This window comes from Pseudomonas sp. GW458-11-26-14-LB4 (assembly GCF_059423925.1).
In genome coordinates this window covers 94,154-119,628 of sequence record NZ_JBWKYU010000007.1, presented here as the reverse complement: position 1 = coordinate 119,628, position 25,475 = coordinate 94,154, and the positions used below count along the sequence as shown (strand labels likewise).

The following is a 25,475-nucleotide window of genomic DNA, read 5'->3' as shown; positions in this document are numbered from 1 at the left end:
GGTTAGTCTTGCGACTCTTCTTCGTCTGCGGCGTCCGCCTGCAGGTTGTCGACCGCATCGTCCGGTTCGGCGCCGATCACGCCCTCTTCCAGTTCGACACCTTCTTCACCTTCAAGCTCTTCACCCTCGACTTCCGACGGCTCCTGGACCCGCTCCAGACCGACCAGGGTTTCATCCTTGGCCAGCTTGATCAGGGTCACGCCCTGGGTGTTACGACCCAGGCTGGAAACTTCGTCGACACGGGTACGCACCAGCGTGCCCTGGTCGGAAATCAGCATGATCTCCTCGCCATCAAGCACCTGAACCGCACCGACCAGACGGCCGTTACGCTCGTTGCTGACCATGGCGATCACGCCCTGGCCGCCACGTTTGTACTCAGGGAACTCGGTGATCGCGGTGCGTTTGCCGTAGCCACGCTCGGAAGCGGTGAGGATCTGGCTGCCTTCTTCCGGGATCAGCATCGAAATCAGCTTCTGCCCTTCCGGCAGACGCATGCCGCGCACACCGCGGGCGGTACGGCCCATGGCACGCACGTCGGATTCCTTGAAGCGGGTGACCTTGCCGCCGTCGGAGAACAGCATTACTTCACGCTCGCCATCGGTGATGGCCGCGGAGATCAGCACGTCACCTTCGTCCAGTTCCAGCGCGATCAGACCGACGCTGCGCTGACGGCTGAAGGATTCCAGCGGGGTCTTCTTCACGGTGCCGTTGGCGGTGGCCATGAAGATGTAGTGACCTTCGGTGTATTCCTCGACCGGCAGCATGGTGGTGATGTATTCACCGTCATCCAGCGGCAGCAGGTTGACCAACGGACGACCACGGGCGGCGCGGGACGCTTCAGGGATTTCGTAGGTTTTCAGCCAGTACACCTTGCCCTTGCTGGAGAACAGCAGCAGGGTGGTGTGGCTGTTGGCGACCAGCAGGTGAGCGATGTAGTCCTCATCCTTCACGCCAGTAGCCGATTTGCCTTTACCGCCACGACGCTGGGCCTGGTACGCAGCCAGCGGCTGGGTCTTGGCATAGCCACCGTGGGAGATGGTCACGACGCGCTCTTCTTCCGGGATCATGTCGCCCAGGGTCAGGTCGAGACGGGCATCGAGAATTTCGGTGCGGCGCACGTCGCCGTATTCGGCACGGATCACTTCCAGTTCTTCGCGGATCACTTCCATCAGGCGCACGGCGCTGTTGAGGATGCGGATCAGCTCGCCGATCTGGTTGAGGATCTCTTGATACTCGGCCAGCAGCTTTTCGTGCTCCAGACCGGTCAGACGGTGCAGACGCAGCTCCAGAATGGCTTGCGCCTGTTCCGGCGACAGGAAGTACTTGCCGTCGCGCAGCCCGTATTGCGGATCGAGGTTTTCCGGACGGCACGAATCGGCACCGGCACGTTCCACCATCGCCACCACAGCCGAGGATTCCCACGGCGTGCTGACCAGCGCTTCCTTGGCTTCCGACGGCGTCGGCGAAGCCTTGATCAGGGCGATCACCGGGTCGATGTTCGACAGGGCAACGGCCTGACCTTCGAGGATGTGACCGCGCTCGCGCGCCTTGCGCAGTTCGAACACGGTACGGCGGGTAACCACTTCGCGACGGTGACGGACGAAGGCTTCCAGCAGGTCCTTGAGGTTCAGGATCCGCGGACGGCCGTCGATCAGCGCAACGATGTTGATGCCGAATACCGATTGCAGCTGGGTCTGGGCGTAGAGGTTGTTGAGGATCACCTCAGGCACTTCGCCGCGACGCAGTTCGATCACGACGCGCATACCGTCCTTGTCGGACTCGTCGCGCAGTTCGGTGATGCCTTCGAGTTTCTTCTCTTTTACCAGCTCGGCGATCTTCTCGATCAGGCGTGCCTTGTTCAGCTGGTAAGGGAGTTCGGTGATGACGATCTGCTGACGGCCACCGACCTTGTCAATGTCTTCGATGATCGAACGGGCGCGCATGTAAATGCGGCCACGGCCGGTGCGGTAGGCTTCGATGATGCCGGCGCGACCGTTGATGATCGCGGCAGTCGGGAAGTCCGGACCGGGAATGTATTGCATCAGCTCATCGACGGTCAGCTCGGGGTTGTCGATGAGGGCCAGGCAACCGTCGATGACTTCACCGAGGTTGTGCGGCGGAATGTTGGTCGCCATGCCCACGGCGATACCACTGGAGCCGTTGACCAGCAGGTTCGGAACGCGGGTCGGCATGACCGCCGGGATCAGCTCGGTGCCGTCGTAGTTCGGCACCCAGTCCACGGTTTCCTTGTGCAGGTCGGCCAGCAGCTCGTGCGCCAGCTTGGTCATGCGCACTTCGGTGTATCGCATGGCCGCGGCGTTGTCGCCGTCCACCGAACCGAAGTTGCCCTGGCCGTCGACCAGCAGGTAACGCAGGGAGAAAGGCTGCGCCATGCGGACGATGGTGTCGTACACCGCGGTATCACCGTGCGGGTGATACTTACCGATCACGTCACCGACGACACGGGCAGATTTCTTGTACGGCTTGTTGAAGTCGTTGCCCAGCTCGCTCATCGCGAACAGCACGCGACGGTGCACGGGCTTCAAGCCATCGCGCGCATCCGGCAGTGCACGGCCGACGATCACGCTCATCGCGTAGTCGAGATAGGACTGTTTCAGCTCGTCTTCGATATTGACCGGGAGGATTTCTTTGGCCAGTTCGCCCATGAGAAGCCTGATTCCTTTTTCTGGTGAAACTTCGCCATATCCATAGGGGACGCACGAAGCTCGTCGATGCAGGCCGAGTGCCATGCGCCGACTTACGACAAATCGACAAGTTGACCCTGGATTTGCGCAGTGAAGACAACCCCGTGGGACTGCCTCGGAAAACGCCGGATGTTATCACAAGAGCCGCCACGCACCTATCCCCCAGATGCGCATGGAGCATAGTTAGATGACCGATGACAGGCTTAACGGGGACGAGAGAGGCTCAGAGCTTCCCTGAATGCAAAATTCGGGGCGAAATTGCGGATGTTTATTGACTTTCAAGGCCCCATCGCGAGCAGGCTCGCTCCCGCAAGGTTCTGTGGCGATCACAAAACCTGTGGGAGCGAGCCTGCTGCGAAGAGGACAACGCGGACATCAAGCCAATCAATGCAGGCGCTTGCGGCACATCAACTGCGCCATCTTCGCAGTGTCCGGGCGCTCGACGATGCCTTTTTCGGTGACGATCGCATCGATCAGGTCCGCCGGGGTCACGTCAAACACCGGGTTGAACGCTTCGACGTCAGCCCCGACACGTTTGCCGCCAACCTCCAGCAACTCGGCGCCGTCGCGCTCCTCGATCGGGATGTCGTCACCGCTGGCCAGATTCATGTCGATGGTCGAACTCGGCGCCACCACCATGAAACGCACGCCGTGGTGCATGGCGTTGACCGCCAGTTGATAGGTGCCGATCTTGTTCGCCACATCGCCGTTGGCGGTGATCCGGTCGGCGCCGACGATCACCCAGGTCACGCCTTTGGTTTTCATGATATGCGCGGCGGCAGAGTCAGCGTTCAGGGTCACCGGAATGCCTTCGTTGGCCAGCTCCCACGCGGTCAGACGCGAGCCTTGAAGCCACGGCCGGGTTTCGTCGGCGTAGACGCGCTCGACCATGCCCTCGATGAACGCCGCGCGAATCACCCCGAGCGCCGTCCCGAAACCGCCGGTGGCCAGGGCGCCGGTGTTGCAGTGAGTGAGAATTGCCTGAGCATTGCCCTGATGCTTGCGGATCAGGTCGACGCCGAGCTGGGCCATGGTCAGGTTGGCTTCACGATCGCTTTCATGAATCGCAATGGCTTCGGCTTCCAGCGCCGCCAGCGGATCGGCGTTTTCCTTCAAGCGGTCCAGCCGGTCGTGCATGCGGTTCAACGCCCAGAACAGGTTGACCGCTGTCGGACGGGAATCGGCCAGCAACATGAAATCCTCTTCCAGCGACGCATACCAGTCGCCACCTTCGGCAATCCGGGCACGGGCCGCCAACACGATGCCGTACGCGGCACTGATGCCGATGGCCGGCGCACCGCGCACCACCATCGAACGAATTGCCTCGGCCACGCCGGCGGCGCTGGTGTAGGCGATCCAGTTTTCCTCGAACGGCAAAACGCGCTGATCCAGCAGGTGGAGCGCGCCATCACGCCAATCGATGGCCTTTACTTTCTCCGCAGCCAACAGTCGATCGCGCATCCCTCACCCCGCACTCATGAACAAAAGCCGCCGATTATAGCGATCCCCCCGCGAAGACGCTCGGGTATACTTCGCCATCCTTTACAAAAGCACTGGAACCGACCCTCGATGCCGAAACCTGCCATTGCGCTCGACTTATTATTGCTGCCGACCTGGCTGGTACCCGTCGAACCTGCAGGCGTTGTGCTCAAGGAGCATGGCCTGGGCATCCGCGACGGTCGCATCGTGTTTATCGGCCCGCGTGCCGAAGCGCTGAAGTGTAACGCCGCCGAAGTCCGCGAACTGCCGGACGTTCTGCTCAGCCCCGGCCTGATCAACGCCCACGGCCATGCGGCCATGACCCTGTTCCGTGGCCTGGCCGACGATCTGCCGCTGATGACCTGGCTGGAAAACCACATCTGGCCGGCCGAGGGCAAATGGGTCGATGAAGATTTTGTGCGTGACGGCACCGATCTGGCCATCGCCGAGCAGATAAAAGGTGGCATCACCTGTTTCTCGGACATGTACTTCTTCCCGAAGGTTGCCAGCGAGCGCGTGCACAACAGCGGAATCCGCGCGCAGATCGCGATTCCGATCCTCGACTTCCCGATTCCGGGTGCCGCCAGCGCCGATGAAGCCATTCGTCAGGGCGTCGAACTGTTCGGCGACCTGAAGCATCACGAGCGCATCAAGATCACCTTCGGCCCTCATGCACCCTACACCGTGGGCGACGAGAACCTGGAAAAAATCCGCGTGATCGCCGAAGAGCTGGACGCGTCGATCCACATGCACGTCCACGAAACCGCGTTCGAAGTGCAGCAAGCGGTCGAACAGCGCGGCGAACGCCCGCTGGCCCGCCTCGGTCGCCTCGGTCTGCTCGGCCCGCGCTTCCAGGCCGTGCACATGACCCAGATCAGCGATGACGACCTGGCGTTGCTGGTAGAAAGCAACACCAGCGTGATCCACTGCCCGGAGTCGAACCTGAAACTGGCCAGCGGCTTCTGCCCGGTGGAGCGCCTGTGGCAGGCCGGAGTCAACGTGGCGGTCGGCACCGATGGCGCCGCGAGCAACAATGACCTGGACCTGCTGGGTGAAACCCGCACTGCCGCTCTGTTGGCCAAAGCCGTCGCCGGCTCAGCCACCGCGCTGGACGCCCACCGGGCGCTGCGCATGGCCACGCTGAACGGCGCGCGAGCCTTGGGGATCGAAGCCGAGACCGGCTCGCTGGAGCTCGGCAAGGCGGCCGACATCGTCGCCTTCGACCTGTCCGGCCTGGCGCAACAACCGGTCTATGACCCGGTCTCGCAGCTTATATACGCCACCGGTCGCGACTGCGTGAAACACCTGTGGGTTGCCGGCAAGCAGTTGCTCGACGACCGGCGCCTGACCCGACTGGACGAACAACAGCTCGGCGAAACCGCCCGGGCCTGGGGCCGACGCATCAGCGGCCACACCGAATCGTAAACACCCCGGGGCAAACTCCGGGGCTACAGCCCTTTTCAAGTTTTAGAGGATTGAAATCATGAGCAACGTCGACCACGCCGAAATCGCCAAATTCGAAGCCCTGGCCCATCGTTGGTGGGACCGCGAGAGCGAGTTCAAACCGCTGCACGACATCAACCCGCTGCGGGTCAACTGGATTGACGAACGCGTCAATCTGGCCGGCAAGAAGGTCCTCGACGTCGGTTGCGGCGGCGGCATCCTCAGTGAAGCCATGGCTCAGCGCGGCGCGACCGTGACCGGCATCGACATGGGCGAAGCGCCACTGGCGGTCGCGCAACTGCATCAGCTGGAATCCGGCGTGAACGTCGAATACCGGCAGATCACCGCCGAAGCCCTGGCCGAAGAAATGCCCGAGCAGTTCGACGTCGTCACCTGCCTGGAAATGCTCGAGCACGTACCGGACCCTTCCTCGGTGATCCGCGCCTGCTTCCGCATGGTCAAGCCCGGCGGCCAGGTGTTCTTCTCCACCATCAACCGCAACCCGAAGGCGTACCTGTTCGCCATCGTCGGCGCCGAATACATCATGAAGCTGCTACCGCGCGGCACTCACGACTTCAAGAAATTCATCCGCCCGTCCGAGCTGGGCGCCTGGAGCCGCATGGCCGGCCTGACCGTCAAGGACATCATCGGCCTGACCTACAACCCGCTGACCAAGCACTACAAGCTGGCGGCGGACGTTGACGTCAACTACATGATCCAGACCCTGCGCGAGGAGTAAGCCGATGGCCATCAGAGCAGTCCTTTTCGACATGGACGGCACTCTGCTCGACACCGCGCCGGACTTCATCGCCATCTGCCAGGCGATGCGCGCGGATCGTGGCTTGCCGCCGATGAACGACAAACACATCCGCGATGAAATCTCCGGCGGCGCCAAGGCCATGGTCGCGGTGACGTTCTCGATGGATCCGGAGTCGCCGGGCTTCGAGGAATTGCGTCTGGAGTTCCTTGAGCGCTACCTCGTCGGTTGTGCCGTGCACAGCAAGCTGTTCGACGGCATGGGCGAATTGCTGGCCGACATCGAGAAAGCCCATCTGGTCTGGGGCGTGGTCACCAACAAGCCGCTGCGCTTCGCCGAGCCGATCATGCAGCAACTGGGGCTGGCCGAGCGCTCGGCCCTGCTGATCTGCCCGGATCACGTAAAGAACAGCAAGCCGGATCCCGAGATGCTGACCCTGGCCTGCAAGATGCTTGATCTGGATCCGTCGACCGTTCTGTTTATCGGCGATGATCTGCGCGATATCGAATCCGGCCGTGACGCCGGCACCAAAACCGCTGCCGTGACCTATGGCTATATCCACCCCGACGACAACCCTCGGCACTGGGGCGCGGACGTGGTGGTGGATCATCCGCTGGAGTTGCGCAAGGTGCTCGACAACGCGCTCTGCAGTTGCTGAGTGGTGCGGCAAAGCGACCATCGCTGAATTCCCGCGCATGACGCGGGAACGATCAGAAGTTAATGGATTAGAGGTTTCTTATGTTTGATTACTCCGCTCGCCCCGAATTGCTCAAGGATCGGGTCATTCTGGTCACCGGTGCCGGTCGTGGCATCGGCGCGGCTGCCGCCAAGGCCTACGCCGCCCACGGTGCAACCGTGCTGCTATTGGGCAAGACCGAAGCCAACCTGACCCAGGTCTACGACGAGATCGAAGCAGCCGGGCATCCGCAGCCGGCCGTGATCCCGTTCAACCTCGAAACCGCCCTGCCCCATCAATACGATGAGCTGGCGGCGATGATCGAGACCGAGTTCGGCCACCTCGACGGCCTGCTGCATAACGCCTCGATCATCGGCCCGCGCACGCCGATCGAGCAGTTGTCCGGTGAAAACTTCATGCGCGTCATGCAGGTCAACGTCAACGCGATGTTCATGCTGACCAGCACGCTGCTGCCGCTGCTCAAACTGTCGCAGGACGCCTCGGTGGTCTTCACCTCCAGCAGCGTCGGGCGCAAGGGCCGTGCTTACTGGGGCGCCTATGGCGTGTCGAAGTTCGCCACCGAAGGCCTGATGCAAACCCTGGCCGACGAAGTCGAAAACGTCGCCCCGGTACGCTCCAACAGCATCAACCCGGGCGCCACTCGCACCAGCATGCGCGCTCAGGCTTACCCGGGTGAAAACCCGCTGAACAACCCGACTCCGGAAGAAATCATGCCGGTCTATCTGTACCTGATGGGCCCGGACAGCACCGGTATCAATGGCCAGGCCTTCAACGCCCAGTAATGCCATACGTCGCATTTGTTGCCGTGGCGGAATACCGTCGCGGCATGCAATTGCCGCTTTGAGCACGGAAAATTCAGTCAAATAACCACCGCCCTTCTTTTCGTTAAAATCTCAAGCCATTGATCCACAACGGTTTTAATAAAATATGAACCGTATGGCACGACTTTCGCTCTACATTTCCTCAAAGCACGCCGTGTGAAGGCAGTCGGGCAAGGCCTGATTCGATAGCTGACTAATCGTCATCGGGCAGACTAAACTTACGCCAAATGTCCTACGGGACTGATGGATCAGTATGACGCGCAGCCCATAGCCGCTCTCACCCAGCCTGTAAGACAGACTTACTGCTTAGGGGCTCACGCCATATGAAATCACCCTCCCAGACCACTGCAATTGACTTCGACAATGCCAAATTGCAACGCCTGGGCTTTGGTCAGCAGCCACCTCTCCTGGCGCGACCTGCCAGCCTGGCGCAATTGCGCCAGCAAATGAGCCTGCAACTGCAAACCAGCCTTGAGCCTCAACGCATCCTCGGTCTGTTTTTCCGCGAGGTTCAGCGCCTGGTGCCGCTGGACGCCTTGACCTACGTGCACAATGGCAGTGACCTGCGCCTGGAGTTCGGTGCCCGCGGTCACCACTCGGCCAGCTACAGCCTCAGCCACGAAGGCGAGCACATGGGTGAGCTGGTGTTCCGCCGCAACCAGCGCTTCAGCGAACAGGAACTGGGCAATCTCGAATCGTTGCTGTCTGCGCTGCTGTATCCGATGCGCAATGCGCTGCTGTACCGCGCAGCAACACAAAGCGCGTTGCGTGATCCGCTGACCGGCGCCGGCAACCGCATTGCCATGGAGCAGACGCTGCTGCGGGAAATCGAGATGTCACGCCGGCACCTGCAACCGCTGTCGTTGCTGATGCTGGACATCGATCATTTCAAACAGGTCAACGACCTCCATGGTCACAGCGCCGGCGACGACGTGCTCAAAGCCGTGGCGGCATCGATCAAGGGTCAGTTGCGCAACGTCGACATGGTGTTCCGTTATGGCGGGGAAGAGTTTCTGATCCTGCTGTCCAACACCGGTCGCGATGCGGCCGCCATGGTCGGCGAGCGCCTGCGCCAGGCAGCGCAGTCCCAGGATTACTACGCAAATAACCAATTGATCGAACTGACCGTGAGCCTCGGCTGCTCGACTCTGTTGCCGGGCGAATCCGCCGACAGCCTGCTGCGCCGCGCCGACAGCGCGCTGTATGTCGCCAAGCGCGAGGGCCGCAATCGCCTGACCATGGCGGGCTGATTATTCCCGCCAACAAAAAACGGGAGCCAAGGGGCTCCCGTTTTTTTATGGATGTCGCCGAAATCAGCTCTCGACCAGCGCCCGACGTTCACGCCCGACTAACACCCGCTCCGACAGTTCGAGCTGCATGCAGCGCTCGAGGAACAGGTACATGTAGTCGTAGCTCTTGCAGATGGCCTGTCGCAGCTCAGCCTGCAGGGCTTTGCTCGGATTCAACCCGGCCAGGGTGCAGATGATCTCCAGCGCTTCCCACGGGTGGGCATCATCGTACTGGGCGTGCATCTTCAGCCATTTCATGGCCCGCTTTCGATCTTCCTCAGGGAAGGCCGCGGCGTAGACACCCGTCGAACAGACCAGCGCCGACCACTCCCCGGTCGCGCCTTCGATGGCGTAGTTGGTGGCCGCGATGGCCACGATCAGTGAATCCGCCGAACTGGTGTGCCAGCACCAGTGGCTCAGGGCGTGCAATTCCGGTGGCACTTGCTGCGCCTGCAGGTCTTCCAGGCTCACCCCATGGGCCCGGCTCCAGTGCAGCCAGTAATCGGCGTGGTTGAGTTCGACGCGAATGTTGCGCATCAACCAGCGCCGCGCCATGTCTTCACCCGGATGACGGGCGAATTTGGTCTTGGTGAGGTTCTGCGCCATGTACAACGCGAATTGCTCAACGACGGGCCAGCCCCCGATCAGGTACTGGCGCATGGTTTTGGCGCTGAGCTTGTTATCACGCATGCGCAGATAAAGTTCATGTTCGACAACCCGGCGTTTGCTCTCGCTGCAATCCTGGATCAACTGTTGCGCCCAGGCGGGATAACTTGCAGCTTCCATGAGTGGTCCGGTTCGGTTGAATGTGTCGATCACTGTTCGGCTCCTTTTGATTTGTGATTGTACGGATCGGCAAGAGACTTCAACGGAACGTGCCAGGCGCCTTGAATAACAACGGCTGCGGTCTGGCGGGCCGACTTTGCAAACTGTCACAGGTAAACAACTGCGGGCGTTCGATGACATAACCCTGAGCGTAATCCACGCCGATTTCAAGCAATGCCTGCTCGATCTGCGCTGTTTCGACAAACTCGGCAATTGTCTGCTTACCCATGACATGCCCGATGTGATTGATCACTTCGACCATTGCACGGTTAATCGGGTCGTCCAGCATATCCTTTACGAAACTCCCGTCGATCTTCAGGAAGTCTACAGGCAAATGTTTCAGATAAGCGAATGAAGACATTCCGGCACAAAAGTCATCGAGTGAGAAATAACAACCCAAGCCTTTGAGTTCATTAATAAATCTGATTGCACTCCCGAGATTTGCAATGGCACTGGTTTCTGTAATTTCAAAACAAATCATTTCAGGCGGTACGCCGTAGTTATCAAACTGTTCCCGCAGAAAGTGCAAGAACGCGTCATCTCCGATAGTAATGCCTGAAAGATTAATCGCACACATTGCCAGAGGGCCTTCGCACTCTTCGTTAATACATTGAGCAATAACCTTAAATACATTCTGCACAACCCAGCGATCCAGCGACGTCATCAAACCGTAACGTTCCGCCGCCGGTATGAAACTGTCCGGCAGGATCATCCGGCCTGCCTCATCGTGCAGACGCAACAGGATTTCGATGTGCCCGCGGGTGCCACCGGCAACCGAACCCAGTGGTGCGATTTCCTGGGCGTAGAGACAGAAGCGGTTTTCCTCCAAAGCCATATGCAGGCGTTGCACCCAAGCCATCTCGCCAAAACGCAGGGACAGTTCCGAGTCGTCGGCGTGGTAGACCTGCACCCGGTTGCGGCCCTTTTCCTTGGCCATGTAGCAAGCCATGTCGGCGGCCCGCAACGAGGCCTCGAGGGTGGTCGGGTTCTGTGCGACGTGCACCAGACCAATGCTGACGGTGGTCAGGAACGGCCGCCCCTTCCAGACGAAATGCAGGTTTTGCACGGTCTGACGCAGGCTCTCGGCGATCTTCTCGGCCGCCTCCGGTGCGCAGTTCTCCAGCAGGATGCCGAACTCGTCGCCGCCCAGCCGCGCCAGCGTGTCGCCCTCACGCAAGCCCGATTGCAGCAACGCGCAGATATGGCGCAGCAACTCATCGCCTGCCGCGTGCCCGCAGGTGTCGTTGACCAGCTTGAACTGATCCAGATCGAGGAACATCAGCGCATGTCGCCCGGCCTGCCGCGTCAGGTTGTGCAGGGCCTGTTCGAGCCGGTATTCGAACTCGCGACGGTTGGCCAGGCCGGTCAGCGCATCGTGGGTGGCCTGCCACGACAGATTGGCGATGTATTGCCGCTCCTGAGTCATGTCATGCAGCACCAGCACCGTACCGCTGACCTTGCCGGCATTGCGGATCGGCGCACCGACCAGCGTCACCGACACGGTGCTGCCGTCCAGCCGCTGGATCAGCTTCGAATGCTCGCTGCCGCCGGTGAGCTGGCCACTGAGAATGTGCTCGATCAGGGTCAAGCCCTCGCTCTGGGCATTGTCATCCAGCAGGTTGAACAGCGCCGCCAAGGGCAGACCGGCAGCCTGCTCGGCCTTCCAGTGAGTCAACGCCTCGGCGGCCGGGTTCATGTAATCGATCGCCCCGCTGACGTCGGTGGTGATCACCCCGTCGCCGATCGAGTGCAGGGTCACATGGGCCCGGTCCTTTTCCAGTTGCAGCGCTTCGGCGAAGGCATGTCGCTGCTTGAGCAGTTTGCGGGTGCGCAGCAGCGCCAGCACGATCAGGCCCAGCGCAGTGGCGAGGTTGGTGAACAGCAGCAGGCGCAGGATCATCCGCGAACCTTCACCCAAGGCATCGCTGAACGCCTTGGCGGCCGGGGTCACGCCGTCATTGATCGCAAAGATCCGGTCTTTCCAGCGGCGGATATCGGCTTCGGTGGCGGCATTGGCGGTGATGCGCTGATGCATCTCCTGCGCCACGCCGTCGAGTTCCACCAGATAGGCGTCGCCCAGCGTCCAGCGGTCGATGGCGGTTTCCAGATAACTGAAGTGACGAAAGTTCAGGTACAGCCAGATCAGACTGGAAACGTCGTCCGGATGGTTACCGCCCTTGAGAATGCCCTCACGCGCCGCTTGCAGGTCGGGCGGTTGCTTGTCCAGCGCCAGGCGCAATTGATGGCCGCCCTGAGGCACGGCAATGGCGTTCTGGTATTTAAGGTAAATCGCCTCGTCGCGACTGTCCGCGTAGAGATTGAGGTAATAGATCGCGTCTTTCTGGCCCTTGGACCAAAGGCTTTCACCAGCGACATAGCCGCGAACGGCCGACAGGACGTAAAGACTCACGCCCCCCAACAAGGCTTGAAACAACACGACGGCGATAAATGGCCAGACGATGCCCAGCAACCGAGGCGTTCCGAGAGTCCGCTTTTGCTTCATGGAGTTCCTTGCGTGGTCACTGCCTGATTGTCCGTCTCTATCAGACCAACCCCCAAAGACTAGGAGGCGTTCGGGGTTCCGGCAAGCGGCGGATCCGCCTCAGTTCAGGACAAACGCCGGATAGACATATGTACAGCCACGGTCGCTGGCGGCATCGATCTACTGGGCACTTCAGGCATCCAACCCTCTGTAACGGGAATGCCTTCACAAGGAGTGTGATATGCCCTCGACGTTTTCAGCTTCAACCGACTTATCGACAACCGCAGAAACCAGCGCCATCGAGGCGCTTGGACTGGATACCGGCCCGGATATCGAATCCCTGATTCCCCAACCGACCGGCCGGGACCGCAAAAGGTTCAAGGCAGCCCGAGTCGCAACACCGGCTATTGCACCCGCCATGACCCTCGAACAGTACATGGCACAACGCATCAATGGACGAATGCTCGACACGGTCAAAACCTTTTTGATCGGCAAACCTTCGCTGATCCGTCATTTGAGTGGCGATATCCTGCGGCTCGCCGACACGGACGAACTGCGCGCGACCCCTTCGGTTTTCCTCCAGCGAGTACTGAATTCCCCCGAATCACTGGACCTGACAGAAAGGCTGCTGAAAAGGCTCAAATGGTTCGGTGCATCCCCGGGCGAACAGACGCCGCCGTCCGTGCGCTATCAGTTGTCATGCAAAGCCATCTGCCTGCATTTGCATGCGCTGTCTCCCGACGAGTCGCAGGAGCTCGCCGGATTCCACTGGCAAGACCCTGCTCACTGGGGCAAAAGCTACCAGACCCTGCGCCGCGATTTCGAACAGCATTTGCTGCGAACCCGACGGGTTGCCACTACCAAAGAGGCGATCCTGCTGGCCCAGATGTTTCAACATCGCCTGTCGAAAGACTTTGCCGTGCGCGATATCCCGCCCGAGCTTCGTTACAAGACGTCGATCGTGTGGGTGAACTTCATGCACGGCGTGCTGCTGGCCGAGGTGCTTGGCCTGGATCAGTCGCAACCCTTGTCTTTCCAGCAACTGGTCAGTTTGCCTCTGGAACGCAGTACTGGCGCCTCCCCCGCAGAGCTGGAAACAATTGCACGACTGCGAATAGGCCCCGCCCTTGAATGGGCGGTGTGCACTGGCGTCATCCCGGCGCGAGCGGCATCCGGTCACGATCAGGAAGACATCAAGCGAGCGCTGACTGCACTGGAAGAACAAAGCGAAAACCTGAACAAGGCCGTGATGACGCTGGATTCAACCCCGCCTGACCGGATACAGATGGCCAGGGAGGTGCTGGCTGACCGGTTCAGTGGTTTTACATTCAACAAGGACGGACGCAAGTTGATGTCTGCCGATCCGAGCCATAGTCATTCAAGAGCACCACTGGACCAGAAGAATCAGCAGGGCCACGACTTTCTGGATGTCTATGCAGACGGCCAACTCGATGGCGAAAAGCGATGGATTGTCTCCATGCCCGACGGCAAAACGCGATCCACCACAGCACTCCGGCTGGATGAGCAGCGCGTCCTCTACGCCGAGCGTGAAAACTCGCGGGGTGGTTATGAACGGGTAAATGCAGATGACTACAGCTGGGCCGGCAAATCCTTGCCGGATATCAATGCGCAGTTTGAAAGCGCCTTCAACCAATATCTGGCGACGATCAGGCCGCCCTATCAGACCTTGATCGCCAGCTTGCTGACTTCACTGCCAGCGAGCGAACGTCAGGCATTGGCAATGGGTGAAATCGAGTTGTTGGGGATGCGTCGAAAATCAGTACCCAACGAACCGCCGGATCTGACCCGGGCCAGGAAGGGCTTCGTTATAAAAGTGACCCACCAGGGAAATATTGCCTACTACGAGCTGATCCCGAGTGCCGGCGTCATTCGCCTTCGACCCACCTTGAGGTTTTCAACCGTCAATGGCGTTCGGACCGAGTTTGCCTTGCACGCCACCATCCCCGGGCAAACCTATTCACCCGAGCGTGACATCAGTACTTCGTTGCTGCTCGACTGGTCGGCCCATCTCCACGGCAGGACACCTGCCGCCCGGGGGGCCTACATCGGCTACCTCGACACCGTGGGCACTATAGCCGCAGCCTCCATGGGTACCGGGACCGATGCTGCGACGCTGACATCACGACTGGACGCACTGGCCAACTACATCGCGACAAACTACCTCTACGTTGATGAAGAACACCTGCGCCAGCAAGCCCGAGGCATGACAATCTTCGACAGCCACAGGGCGAAGATCGAGAAACGGCTGGAAGTATTCGTGACGATCATCAAAGGGTTCGTTCCTTTCTGGGGCAGTATCGAGGACCTGCTCTCCGACGATGTCAAAAGCAAAGCCCTGGGCGGAATCGGACTCCTGTTCGACCTGGCTTCGTTCCTTTGCCCGATCGGCAAATTCATCTCGGGTTCGGTGCGCCTGCTCCGCGCCGCTGCCGGCACCACTCGCATGGTCGTCAATGCAACGCTGCCGCCGTTTTCGACATTGGCCCGCCAACTCCTCACCCGCTCACTGGCAAACCTCAACCCACTGGACGGTATTCCCTCGCTGCTCAAGGGTCTGGGAAGCGGTGCCGGAAAAGGGCTGCTCTTCATCGGCGGAGTGAGCGTTGTCGGCATCAGAAAACTGACGGGAAAGGCCGATGGCTTCCGCTTGGTCCAGAATCTGCCACAAGCCATCGATCCCGGGGACTGGAAGCCGCTGACGAACGGTGATCAGCTCGCGACGGTCAACGGTATTGATGATGTACTCCTGCGCCATACAGATTCTTCGGGACTGGAACGCTTTCATCTGGTCGACCCGATGACCTCCCTGCCCTACGGCCCGCGCCTGCGCAACAACGGCAAAAATCTCACGCAAGGTCGATCCGGCTTCAAGACATTGCCCCCGAGCGAAACCCACGTCGTTGCGCAAGTTCCAGAACACGCCCATGTTCGTGAAGTGCTTGAGGTCGATGGTCGAACCACGCTGCTGATTGATGACATCCCTTATCGACCGGACGGCAACCAACTGCGCCGCGCCGACCTGATCGATGATCAGTCGCTACTCAAAGCCCTGCCCTGCAGAGTGCGGCGCATGCCGGGGTCGGACGCCTGTAAAACGAGCTATGTCACCCGCAATCCGGCCCCCACGCCAGCCAACGGCACTTACGACACGGATAAAGGCTGGGCACCCTGGTTCGGGGACAGCATTTACACCCCGGCCACAGCGGGTCGAGCGATGCTGCTCGAGTTCCTGAAAAAGAAAAGCAGACACCCGGCGGTGATAGCGTTTCAAAAAGGGATTTACGGGAGGATCAAAGTGGATATCCCCTTCGGCACCCGGAATCAGTTCGACACCTTCGAGGCCGGCGCCATCATCGTCCCCGCTATCGACGACTCAAGGCACTATGTGTTCACCCGACTGGACGCCGGATCCTTCTACATCGCCGAACTGCCCAAAGGTCAGAGCCTCACCACTCCGTTGACGCTGCGCAAGGCCAATACCCTGCCTGCCAATCTGAAGGGTGAGCTGATGACGGTGTACACCGGGTCTCTCAATGCCAACAACATGGCGAGAATCTACGGTATTCCAGCCGTAGAACGCGCCCTCGAAACCATGGAGAAAATTGCCATTCGCATTGGTGGTCATGCGAACCCGCCCGACACGCTCAAACTGCTTAAAGTCGATACCAGCCCCGGTGAAGCGGTGTTGTTCGATCATTCCACACGCATGATCGTCAACCGGCTGCCGGACGGTGCAGCATCCTGGTCACGTAGCAGGGATGCTTCAGACAGCTTTCGCCAACGAACCGCCGATATCTTCGATACGCTGTTTTGCGAGAAAACCATCAATATCCAACAAAGCGCCGACCTGAAAATCAATCGGACAATGGACAAGTTGCAGGCGCTGCTCCCGTCTCGTTTACAGGGACAGAATCCGAGAAACATCGCCTACGCCGACATCCTGACTTCAACCGGCAAGCGCGAGGTGTATGTCAGCGTTTCCGGAGCGCAAGGACTGACCGGGGAACTGCCTTTGTTCAAGCCTCCATTCGCGCCGGACAAAGTGATCATCGGCGACACCACCTACTTCAATATCGAGTTCGACCAGACCTTCAACAGAACCTCACTGGAAGTCTCGAGCAAAGGGCAATTAGTGGCGATTCCCCATACGATAAAGGACATCGACACCTACACGCCTGCGCTGACCCGTCGGCCGACCTCTCTGGACAGCGAGGCCAAACTGATCAGTGTGCTTCGCAAGAAATACCCCGAAAACCACATGATCGCTTCGGTCGACGTGGCTACAACCATGCCTCCATGCACCAGTTGTTCAGTGATCGTCAAAGAGTTTGGCTACGACGGCACGGCCAACGCACTGGAGGTGCTATGGAAATGATCTACAACCTCTGCAAATGCCCATAAAGCTTGGCGTACAACCCGCCATCGGCAATCAGTTGCTGGTGGTCGCCGTCTTCGGCCACTTGCCCGCCGTCGAACACCAGCACCCGATCCGCCTGCTTCACCGCTGACAGGCGGTGGGCGATGATCAGCGTGGTGCGGCCATGGAGAAAGCGCGCCATGGCCTGGTGCAGGTTGTATTCGGTGGCGGCGTCGAGGGCTGACGTCGCTTCGTCGAGGATCACCACTTTGGGTTCGGCGAGGATCATCCGCGCGATGGCCAGACGCTGGCGCTGACCGCCGGACAGACGCACGCCGGCGCGGCCGACGATGCTGTCCAGCCCGTCCGGCAAGGCGCGGATGGTGGGTTCGAGCTGGGCGATTTCCAGTGCCTGCCAGCAGGCTTCATCGCTGCGGGTGCGGCCCATGGTCAGGTTGGCGCGTACGGTGTCGTTGAACAGCGCCGGATGTTGCAACACCACAGCCACGTTTTCCCGGACCGTTTCCAGGCCGATTTCCTGCTGGGTCGATCCGCCGAAACGGATCGTCCCGGCCAGCGGTGTGTAAAGGCCCAGCAGCAATTGAACGAGGGTACTTTTGCCGCCGCCACTGGCGCCGACAATCGCCACTTTCTCGCCCGGCGCGATGGACAGGTTCAACTGATCCAGCACCAGGTCGTCGCCGTAACCGAAACTCAGACCCTGCACCTGAATCCCGACGGTATCGCGGCCCTTGAACGGGTCGACGCCGCCGGGGTATTGCGGCTCGTCGGCGCGGGCCAGCAGTTCGTTGATCCGCGACAGCGCACCGCCCGCCGCGTAATAGGCGTACTGCAGGTTCAGCAGTTGTTCGACCGGGCCGATCATGAACCACAGGTAGCTGAACACCGCGAGCATCTGGCCGATCGACAGGTCGGAGAACAACACCGTCAACATGGCCGCCGCGCGGAAAATATCGATGCCGAACTGGAACAGCAGACCACTGGCGCGGTTCGACGCATCGGTCTTCCACTGCGAGTTAACCGCGTAGTTGCGCACTTCCTGCGCACGCAGACCCAACCGTCCGAGGAAGAAGCCCTGCCGGTTGCCAGCGCGCACTTCCTGGATCGCATCGAGGGTTTCGCTCAGCGCCTGGGTGAAGCGCGAGGTGCTGTCGTTCTCCAGTTTCTTCAGGTGCTTGACCCGTTTGCCCAACTGCACCGTGGCGTAGATCACCAGCGGGTTGAACAGCAGGATCAGCAGCGCCAGTTTCCAGTGCATCCACATCAGGATGCTGGCGGTGCCGACCAGCGTCAGTATCGCCACCAGGAAACGGCTGAGGGTTTCGCCGACAAACTTGTCGAGGGTGTCGAGGTCGGTGACCAGGTGCGTGGTAACCGTGCCGCTACCGAGGCTTTCGTATTCGCCGAGGGAGATCCGTTTGAGTCGTTCAATCAAACGCACGCGAATGCGATAAACGATGTCCTTGGCCAGCCGCGCAAACAACCGCGCCTGCAACACGCCAAAACACAGGGCGCTGCAGCGCAAGGTCAGCGTCACCACCAGCATCAGGCCGATGTAGCCCGCCGCTTGCTGCCACATTGAGGGCAGCACGTGGTTCATGACTTTCAGCGCGGCATCGCCGTGGCCGAGCAGGACTTCGTCCACCAGCAACGGCAACAGCAGAGGAATCGGCACGCTGCACAGCGTCGCCAGTACGGCCACGCCGTTGGCGATCCACAGGGATTTTTTGTGATGAAGTGCCAGTCGCCGGACTTCAGCCCAGCTCAGCCGGTCGACACGCTTGACGGCTGGCGTGTCATCGGCCGGGTCAGACACAGGCCGCGCGCTCCAGCCATCGACCGAGCAGCGGTGACAGTTCACTGAGCGGCTGGTAGCCGTTGGTCAGCAACGCCAGTTGGCCGTTGCGTTCTGCGAGCAGGGTCGGGAATCCGGCGATGCCCAGATCCCGCACCCAACTGAAATCGGCCTGGGTCGCCTTGTGTTGATCGGCATGATCGAACAGGGCGGCAAATTCGATGCGCGGGACGCCGGCCTGCTCTGCCAGCTCCACCAGAACGCTGGCCTGGGTGACATCGCGACCTTCGGCGTAGAACGCGTGCTGGATCAACCCGACCAGTTTCCACGCGCAATCCGGCGCCAGGCTGCGCGCGGTGACGATGGCCCGGCAGGCAGGTTCGGTGTCGTAGACAAAGCCGTCCGGCAACGCGCCTTCCAGCTTGAACGGCTGGCCGGTGGCCTCGGTGACCGCCTGCCAGTGTTCGAGAATGTAGCGCCGGGTGGTGGGTTCAAGTGCTGCACCGCTGCCGGTGCGCAACCCGCCGACCACCAGGTGCAGTTCCACCCCGGCTGCCTGCGCCTGCTCCACCAATGCCTTGGCGACCGGGGCAAATCCCCAGCACCACGAACACATCGGATCCATCACATAGAGCAGGCGTGCAGACATGATTAAGCCTCGGTGGATGCTTGCTTATAGTTGTAGCCGATCGGGTGCGGCATGTTGCGCGCTTTTGCCAGTTCGATCTGTTTCTGGCGGTCGATCGCACTGCGGCGAGTCTTCTCGCTCAGGGTGTCCCAGCAGTGCGGGCAGCTGATGCCAGCCACGTAATGCTCGGAGGCGCGATCTTCAACGCTGACCGGGGTGCGGCAGGCATGGCACTGATCGTAGTCGCCTTCGCTCAGGTCATGGCGCACGGTCACGCGGTTGTCGAAGACGAAGCAGTCGCCCTGCCATTTGGTCTCTTCCTGCGGCACTTCTTCGAGGTACTTCAGGATCCCGCCCTTGAGGTGGTAAACCTCTTCGAAACCTTCGCCGAGCATGTAGCTCGAGGCTTTTTCGCAGCGAATGCCGCCGGTGCAGAACATCGCGACCTTCTTGTGCACGGCCGGATCGAAGTGTTCTTTGATGTAGTCGGGGAATTCGCGAAAACTGGTGGTTTTCGGATCGATGGCGCCTTCGAAAGTGCCGATCAAGACTTCGTAATCGTTGCGGGTGTCGATCAGCAGCACTTCCGGGTCGCTGATCAGCGCGTTCCAGTCCCGCGGTTCGACGTAGGTGCCGACCTTCTTGTTCGGGTCGACGCCTTCGACGCCCAGGGTCACGATCTCTTTCTTGAGCTTGACCTTGGTGCGATAGAACGGCTGCTCGTCGCAGTACGATTCCTTGTGATCGATATCGACCATGCGCGGATCGTTGCGCAGCCAGGCCAGCAGGCCGTCGATGCCTTCGCGGCTGCCGGAAACCGTGCCGTTGATGCCTTCTTCGGCGATCAGCAGGGTGCCTTTGATGCCGTTGTCGACCATCGCTTGCAGCAGAGGCTCGCGCAGGTTGACGTAATCTTCGAGGGTGACGAACTTGTACAGTGCCGCCACGACAATCGGTTGTGTCATGGGTATTTCTCCAGGTGGCTACCCTCGTAAAGGGTGAACCGGATGCGAAAAAAAACGCGCCGGGTGAGCGGCGCGTTGCGGATTCTAGCAAAAAACCTCAGTTCATTGCTGCAAGGCTCAATGCTTGCTGCCGCCGGCACAGGTCGGCGACGCCGGAGCGACGCCTGTCTCTGCCCATTCCTGCGGGGTGTAGGTGTGCAGCGCCAACGCATGGAACTCGCCCATCAGCTCGCCGAGCGTGCCGTAGACTTTCTGGTGGCGCTTGACCCGGTTCAGGCCTTCGAACTGCGCACTGACCACCACTGCCTTGAAGTGGGTCTGCAACCCGCGACTGTGCATGTGGCTTTCGTCCAGCACTTGCAGATGCTCAGGCTGAAGCAGCGCCAGCGTCGATTCGATGCGTTGTTGCATGGTCATCACGAACTCCGCTTACTTCTTCTTGGCCGGCGCTGCGCCTTTCGGTGCCAGCTCGTTGGTCATGTCGTCCAGCAGCTTGTTGACCACCGGTACGGCGCTTTCCAGTTTGGCCTGGGTCATCTGGGCCGATTGCTGGGTCAGCTGCGGCATTTTTTCCAGGACTTTCTTGCCCAGTGGCGACTGGTAGAACGCAACCAGGTCTTTCAGCTCGGATTCGCTGAAGTTGCTGGTGTAGAGCTTGACCATGTCCGGTTTCAGCTTGTTCCAGCCAATGGCCTGGTCCAGAGCGGCGTTGGCCTTGGCCTGATAGGTATCCAGGACGGCTTTCTTGGATTCCGGCGCCTTGGTCTGTTCAAAACGCTGGGCGAACATCTGCTGAACCTGCATGTACACCGGAGTGCCCAGCTTGTCAGCGTGCGCCAGGGTCAGGAAAGCTTCGGCACTGGCGTTGTGGCTGGCGGTATCGGCAAGCACCTGGCCGCTGGCGCAAACCAGGGCAACCGCGGTGCAGATGGCACGAAGACGAGTCATCGAGTTTCCTTTTCAGCTAGGCGAGGTAAAACCCCAAGGGCAACCATTCTGCGCCTGAATAACGCTGCGGCTCAACCCCCGGGCCTTGCCGTGCTTGATTGGCGGGGATTTGCCGGTCAACAATCGACCGGATGGAACCACCCGGGCCGACACCGGCCTAAACTGCGCAAACAGACCAACAGGAGTGTGCACGATGAGCCGTATCGAAACCGACAGCCTGGGCCAGATCGAGGTCCCGGACGACGCTTACTGGGGCGCTCAGACGCAACGCTCGCTGATCAACTTCGCCATCGGTCAGGAACGCATGCCCTTGCCGGTACTGCACGCCCTGGCCCTGATCAAGAAAGCCGCGGCCCGGGTTAACGACCGCAACGGCGATCTGCCTGCCGACATCGCCCGCCTGATCGAACAGGCCGCCGACGAAGTGCTCGACGGCCAGCATGACGACCAGTTCCCGCTGGTGGTCTGGCAGACCGGCAGCGGCACCCAAAGCAACATGAACGCCAACGAAGTGATTGCCGGCCGCGCCAACGAACTGGCCGGCAACCCGCGCGGCGGCAAGACGCCGGTGCACCCCAACGATCACGTCAACCGCTCGCAGAGCTCCAACGACTGCTTCCCCACCGCCATGAGCATCGCCACTGCGCAAGCGGTGCAGACCCAACTGTTGCCGGCGATCGCCGAGCTGTCGGGCGGCCTGGCCGAACTGTCGGCGCGACACATGAAACTGGTGAAAACCGGTCGCACCCACATGATGGACGCCACGCCGATCACCTTCGGCCAGGAGATTTCCGGTTTCATAGCGCAGCTGGATTACGCCGAACGGGCAATTCGCGCGGCGCTGCCGGCAGTCTGCGAACTGGCGCAGGGCGGCACCGCGGTCGGCACCGGGCTCAACTCGCCGCACGGTTTCGGCGAAGCGATTGCCGCTGAACTGGCGGCGTTGTCCGGCCTGCCGTTCGTCACCGCACCGAACAAGTTCGCCGCCCTCGCCGGCCATGAGCCACTGACTACGCTGTCCGGTGCCCTGAAAACCCTCGCCGTGGCGCTGATGAAAATCGCCAACGACCTGCGTCTGCTGGGTTCCGGTCCGCGTGCCGGTTTTGCCGAAGTGCGCCTGCCGGCCAACGAACCGGGCAGTTCGATTATGCCCGGCAAGGTCAACCCGACCCAGTGCGAGGCGTTGTCGATGCTCGCCTGTCAGGTGCTGGGCAACGATGTGGCGATCGGCATCGCCGCCAGTCAGGGTCACCTGCAACTGAACGTGTTCAAACCGGTGATCATCCATAACCTGCTGCAATCGATCCGCCTGCTGGCCGATGGCTGCAGCAATTTCCAGCAGCATTGCATCGCCGGGCTTGAGCCGGACGCCGAAGTCATGGCGAAACATCTGGAACGCGGCCTGATGCTGGTAACGGCGCTGAACCCGCACATCGGCTACGACAAGTCGGCGGAAATTGCCAAGAAGGCCTACAGCGAAGGCAAGACTCTGCGCGAAGCGGCGCTGGAGCTGGGTTATCTGACCGATGAAGAGTTCGATGCCTGGGTGCGGCCGGAGAACATGATCGAGGCCGGGGCCAAGGGCTGAGTCATCCCGATCCTTCCCGTGCCCGGCACGGGAAGGTCATCCGACCAACAGTTTCGCCCGCCGGGCCTTGAGCCCGGCAATCAGCGAAGGCCCGAGCGCCACCAGCGCCGAACCCAGCACCACCAGCACCGCCCCGCCATACCCCAGCAGATTGATTTGCTCGGCATGCACATATTCAGGCCACACTCCGGCCGCCACGGCCACCGCACCGAACGTCACCAACGGCGTGATCGCGAGCGTCGCGCTGACCCGCGAAGCTTCCCAATGCGCCAGCGCCTCGGCAAAGGCGCCGTAGGCGATCAGGGTATTCATGCAGCACGCCAGCAGCAGCCAGCCCTGCAACGGATTCAGCGACAGTGCTTCGAGCGGATGCACCCACGGCGTCAGCAACAAGGCGCAGAACAGGTAGATCACCATCATCACCTGCAGCGAATTCCACACCGTCAGCAATTGCTTCTGACCCAGTGCGTAAAAGGTCCAGACCGTCGACGCCAGCAGCACCAGCAACACGCCGGCGGTGTAGTCAGACAGAGAGGTGAGCAATTCAGCCAGACGCTGATTGAAGAACAGCGCGAATCCGATCAGCAGCACCGCCAGACCAATGCCCTGACCAATACTGAAGCGTTCCTTGAATACAAACAGGCTGGCGATCAGCAACATGATCGGCCCCATCTGCACCACCAGTTGCGCAGTGCCGGGGCTGAGCAGGTTCAGGCCCATCAGGTACAGCACGTAGTTGCCCACCAGCCCGAGTACCGCCATCAGCACCAGCCAGCCGCCCTTCGGCCCGAGCACCTTGCGACTCGGCAACCTTTTGGTCGCCGCCAGATAAAGGAACAGACAGCCGCCGGACACCAGCAGGCGAAACCAGGTCACCGTGACCGGGTCCATCACCACCAGCACTTGCTTGAGCTTGATCGGCAGGATTCCCCACAGAAACGCCGTCAACAACGCCAGGAACATGCCGTACACCCAACGACCCGATGAAACGTGCATGAGAACCCCAAGCGCCAGAGACAGGAGCGCTCATTCTAGGCGCACAGCCCCTGCCCGACACAGGGACAGTTGCGCTCCAGCCGCAAATGAAACTGTGCAGGTCGCAGCAGAAAATTGACGATGGGCCGTTGATCGGCCGGCCGGGCAAGGTAAGTGGTTCAGGCATAAGCTTCTTGGATCCAGCCCGGGACATCACTCACCAAGGAGACCCCGTCATGTTAGGCATGCGCGCCCAGGACACCGCCCCCGCCACGCACTTTCGCAGCGACCGCGTGTGCCGGGTCAACGGCGAACTGTATTTCAGCACCCGGGAAAACACCCTCGAAGGGCCGTTCGACAGCCACGAGAAAGCCGAGCAGGAAATCCGCGCGTACATCGCGCGGATGCAGTTGATGGATTCTGGCAGGTCGAACTAGCGTACGGCCTCAAACAACCCGGTCGCGCCCATCCCGCCGCCCACGCACATGGTCACGATCCCGTAACGCAGATTGCGCCGCTGCAACTCGCGCACCAGATGCCCGACCTGCCGTGACCCGGTCATGCCGAACGGGTGGCCGATGGAAATCGAGCCGCCGTTGACGTTGTACTTCTCGTTGTCGATTTCCAGACGGTCACGGGCGTACAGGCACTGCGAGGCGAACGCTTCGTTCAATTCCCACAGATCGATATCCGCCACCTGCAAGCCTTTGGCCTTGAGCAGCTTCGGCACCGAGAACACCGGGCCGATGCCCATTTCATCCGGTTCGCAACCGGCCACGGTGAACCCACGGAAAAACGCCTTAGGCTTGAGCCCCAGTTGCAGGGCCTTTTCCAGGCTCATCACCAGCGTCATCGAGGCGCCGTCGGACAACTGCGACGAGTTGCCGGCAGTCACCGAACCGTCCTCGGCGAACACCGGTTTCAACCCGGCGAGGCTTTCATAGGTGGTGTCCGGGCGATTGCAGTCGTCGCGATCGACGAGGCCGTCGAGGATCTGCACCTCCCCACTGTTCTTGTCTTCAACACGGTACTTCACCGCCATCGGCACGATTTCATCGTTGAACAGGCCGGCAGCCTGCGCCTGGGCGGTACGGATCTGACTTTGCAGCGAGTAGCGATCCTGCGCCTCGCGACTGACGCCATAACGGCGCGCCACCACTTCGGCGGTCTGGCCCATGGTGTAGTAGATGCCCGGCGTCTGTTGCTTGAGCAGCGGGTTGATCAGGTGATCGGTGTTGACACTTTTCAGCGTCAGGCTGATCGACTCGACGCCGCCGGCGACGATGATGTCGCTGCAACCCGAAGCGATCTGATTGGCGGCAATCGCAATCGCCTGCAAGCCCGAAGAACAGAAACGGTTGAGGGTCATGCCGGCGGTGCCGGTGCCCAATTGGGAGAGCACCGCCACGTTGCGGCCAATGTTGTAGCCCTGGGCACCCTCGTTGGAGCCGGCGCCGACGATGCAATCCTCGACGCTGGCCGGGTCGATGTCGTTGCGCGAGAGCAACGCATTGACGCAATGGGCCGCCATGTCATCGGGGCGGGTCTGGTTGAACTTGCCGCGAAAGGACTTGGCCAGGCCGGTCCGTACGCTGTCGACGATCACCACTTCACGCATGGCATACCTCATTGTTGCAGTCGGTTGAGAGTGGACCGAGCATAAGTCCACCCGATCGCCG

The 25,475-nt window shown here is 60.7% G+C and carries 19 protein-coding genes; 8 read left to right on the top strand and 11 right to left on the bottom strand.

Going from position 1 to position 25,475, the window contains the following annotated elements; all coding sequences use genetic code 11:
* Positions 1-2 precede the first annotated feature (2 nt).
* Both gyrA and mtnA read right to left on the bottom strand, forming a co-directional pair.
* Entirely contained in the window at positions 3-2,666 is a 2,664-nt protein-coding gene (gene gyrA / locus AC07XZ_RS11430) for a DNA gyrase subunit A (protein WP_085745011.1), read from the bottom strand.
* 423 nt (positions 2,667-3,089) lie between these two features.
* A complete protein-coding gene (gene mtnA / locus AC07XZ_RS11425; protein ID WP_007950910.1) occupies positions 3,090-4,166 on the bottom strand; it encodes an S-methyl-5-thioribose-1-phosphate isomerase in 1,077 nt (358 codons plus the stop codon).
* 108 nt (positions 4,167-4,274) lie between these two features.
* Here mtnA and AC07XZ_RS11420 point away from each other — a divergent pair, with 108 nt between their 5' ends.
* The 5 genes from AC07XZ_RS11420 to AC07XZ_RS11400 all read left to right on the top strand — a co-directional run bounded on the left by AC07XZ_RS11420 (position 4,275) and on the right by AC07XZ_RS11400 (position 9,152).
* The gene (locus AC07XZ_RS11420; protein WP_007950908.1) at positions 4,275-5,609 is read left to right on the top strand and encodes a TRZ/ATZ family hydrolase; all 1,335 of its coding nucleotides are present in this window, start codon (positions 4,275-4,277) and stop codon (positions 5,607-5,609) included.
* Between the two features lie 58 nt (positions 5,610-5,667).
* Complete coding sequence (gene ubiG / locus AC07XZ_RS11415; RefSeq protein ID WP_007950906.1) at positions 5,668-6,366, top strand: bifunctional 2-polyprenyl-6-hydroxyphenol methylase/3-demethylubiquinol 3-O-methyltransferase UbiG; 699 nt, start codon at positions 5,668-5,670, stop codon at positions 6,364-6,366.
* Positions 6,367-6,370: 4 nt separating this feature from the next.
* A complete protein-coding gene (gene mupP, locus AC07XZ_RS11410) occupies positions 6,371-7,042 on the top strand; it encodes an N-acetylmuramic acid 6-phosphate phosphatase MupP (RefSeq protein WP_085745014.1) in 672 nt (223 codons plus the stop codon).
* An 80-nt stretch (positions 7,043-7,122) separates the two neighbouring features.
* On the top strand, positions 7,123-7,863 hold the full coding sequence (locus AC07XZ_RS11405; RefSeq protein ID WP_085745015.1) for a YciK family oxidoreductase: 741 nt from the start codon (positions 7,123-7,125) through the stop codon (positions 7,861-7,863).
* Positions 7,864-8,225: 362 nt separating this feature from the next.
* Entirely contained in the window at positions 8,226-9,152 is a 927-nt protein-coding gene (locus AC07XZ_RS11400; RefSeq protein WP_102686482.1) for a GGDEF domain-containing protein, read from the top strand.
* A 63-nt stretch (positions 9,153-9,215) separates the two neighbouring features.
* On the opposite strand, the gene AC07XZ_RS11395 is transcribed toward AC07XZ_RS11400, so the two are convergent.
* Together AC07XZ_RS11395 and AC07XZ_RS11390 are read right to left on the bottom strand one after the other, a co-directional pair.
* Positions 9,216-10,010 carry an iron-containing redox enzyme family protein gene (locus AC07XZ_RS11395; RefSeq protein WP_007950902.1) on the bottom strand — a complete coding sequence of 265 codons (795 nt, stop codon included), beginning with the start codon at positions 10,008-10,010 and terminating at the stop codon, positions 9,216-9,218.
* Between the two features lie 46 nt (positions 10,011-10,056).
* Positions 10,057-12,519 carry an EAL domain-containing protein gene (locus tag AC07XZ_RS11390; protein WP_085745018.1) on the bottom strand — a complete coding sequence of 821 codons (2,463 nt, stop codon included), beginning with the start codon at positions 12,517-12,519 and terminating at the stop codon, positions 10,057-10,059.
* A 220-nt stretch (positions 12,520-12,739) separates the two neighbouring features.
* Between AC07XZ_RS11390 and AC07XZ_RS11385 the strand changes: the two genes are divergently transcribed.
* Positions 12,740-16,894, top strand: a complete 4,155-nt coding sequence (locus tag AC07XZ_RS11385; protein ID WP_102686483.1) for a hypothetical protein — start codon at positions 12,740-12,742, stop codon at positions 16,892-16,894.
* 1 nt (position 16,895) lies between these two features.
* Here AC07XZ_RS11385 and AC07XZ_RS11380 read toward each other — a convergent pair whose 3' ends face one another.
* The 5 genes from AC07XZ_RS11380 to AC07XZ_RS11360 all read right to left on the bottom strand — a co-directional run bounded on the left by AC07XZ_RS11380 (position 16,896) and on the right by AC07XZ_RS11360 (position 21,233).
* Entirely contained in the window at positions 16,896-18,713 is a 1,818-nt protein-coding gene (locus AC07XZ_RS11380) for an ABC transporter ATP-binding protein (protein WP_102686484.1), read from the bottom strand.
* Complete coding sequence (locus AC07XZ_RS11375; RefSeq protein ID WP_173892749.1) at positions 18,706-19,308, bottom strand: DsbA family protein; 603 nt, start codon at positions 19,306-19,308, stop codon at positions 18,706-18,708. The genes AC07XZ_RS11380 and AC07XZ_RS11375 overlap by 8 nt, the downstream gene beginning before the upstream one ends.
* A 35-nt stretch (positions 19,309-19,343) precedes the next feature.
* A complete protein-coding gene (gene trhO / locus AC07XZ_RS11370; RefSeq protein ID WP_102686486.1) occupies positions 19,344-20,285 on the bottom strand; it encodes an oxygen-dependent tRNA uridine(34) hydroxylase TrhO in 942 nt (313 codons plus the stop codon).
* A gap of 117 nt (positions 20,286-20,402) precedes the next feature.
* The gene (locus AC07XZ_RS11365; RefSeq protein WP_007950896.1) at positions 20,403-20,702 is read right to left on the bottom strand and encodes a BolA family protein; all 300 of its coding nucleotides are present in this window, start codon (positions 20,700-20,702) and stop codon (positions 20,403-20,405) included.
* Between the two features lie 12 nt (positions 20,703-20,714).
* Complete coding sequence (locus tag AC07XZ_RS11360) at positions 20,715-21,233, bottom strand: DUF2059 domain-containing protein (RefSeq protein WP_007950895.1); 519 nt, start codon at positions 21,231-21,233, stop codon at positions 20,715-20,717.
* 193 nt (positions 21,234-21,426) lie between these two features.
* On the opposite strand from AC07XZ_RS11360, the gene AC07XZ_RS11355 reads away from it, so the two are divergent.
* Positions 21,427-22,821: a class II fumarate hydratase gene (locus AC07XZ_RS11355; RefSeq protein ID WP_039770582.1), complete on the top strand. Its 1,395-nt coding sequence runs from the start codon at positions 21,427-21,429 to the stop codon at positions 22,819-22,821.
* Between the two features lie 36 nt (positions 22,822-22,857).
* On the opposite strand, the gene AC07XZ_RS11350 is transcribed toward AC07XZ_RS11355, so the two are convergent.
* Complete coding sequence (locus tag AC07XZ_RS11350) at positions 22,858-23,817, bottom strand: DMT family transporter (RefSeq protein WP_102686487.1); 960 nt, start codon at positions 23,815-23,817, stop codon at positions 22,858-22,860.
* A gap of 215 nt (positions 23,818-24,032) precedes the next feature.
* Here AC07XZ_RS11350 and AC07XZ_RS11345 point away from each other — a divergent pair, with 215 nt between their 5' ends.
* Positions 24,033-24,233, top strand: a complete 201-nt coding sequence (locus AC07XZ_RS11345) for a DUF6316 family protein (protein ID WP_085745022.1) — start codon at positions 24,033-24,035, stop codon at positions 24,231-24,233.
* On the opposite strand, the gene AC07XZ_RS11340 is transcribed toward AC07XZ_RS11345, so the two are convergent.
* Positions 24,230-25,414 (bottom strand): thiolase family protein, encoded by a 1,185-nt coding sequence (locus tag AC07XZ_RS11340; RefSeq protein WP_102686488.1) that lies wholly within the window; start codon positions 25,412-25,414, stop codon positions 24,230-24,232. The two genes, AC07XZ_RS11345 and AC07XZ_RS11340, sit on opposite strands and share 4 nt — an antisense overlap.
* Positions 25,415-25,475 lie beyond the last annotated feature (61 nt).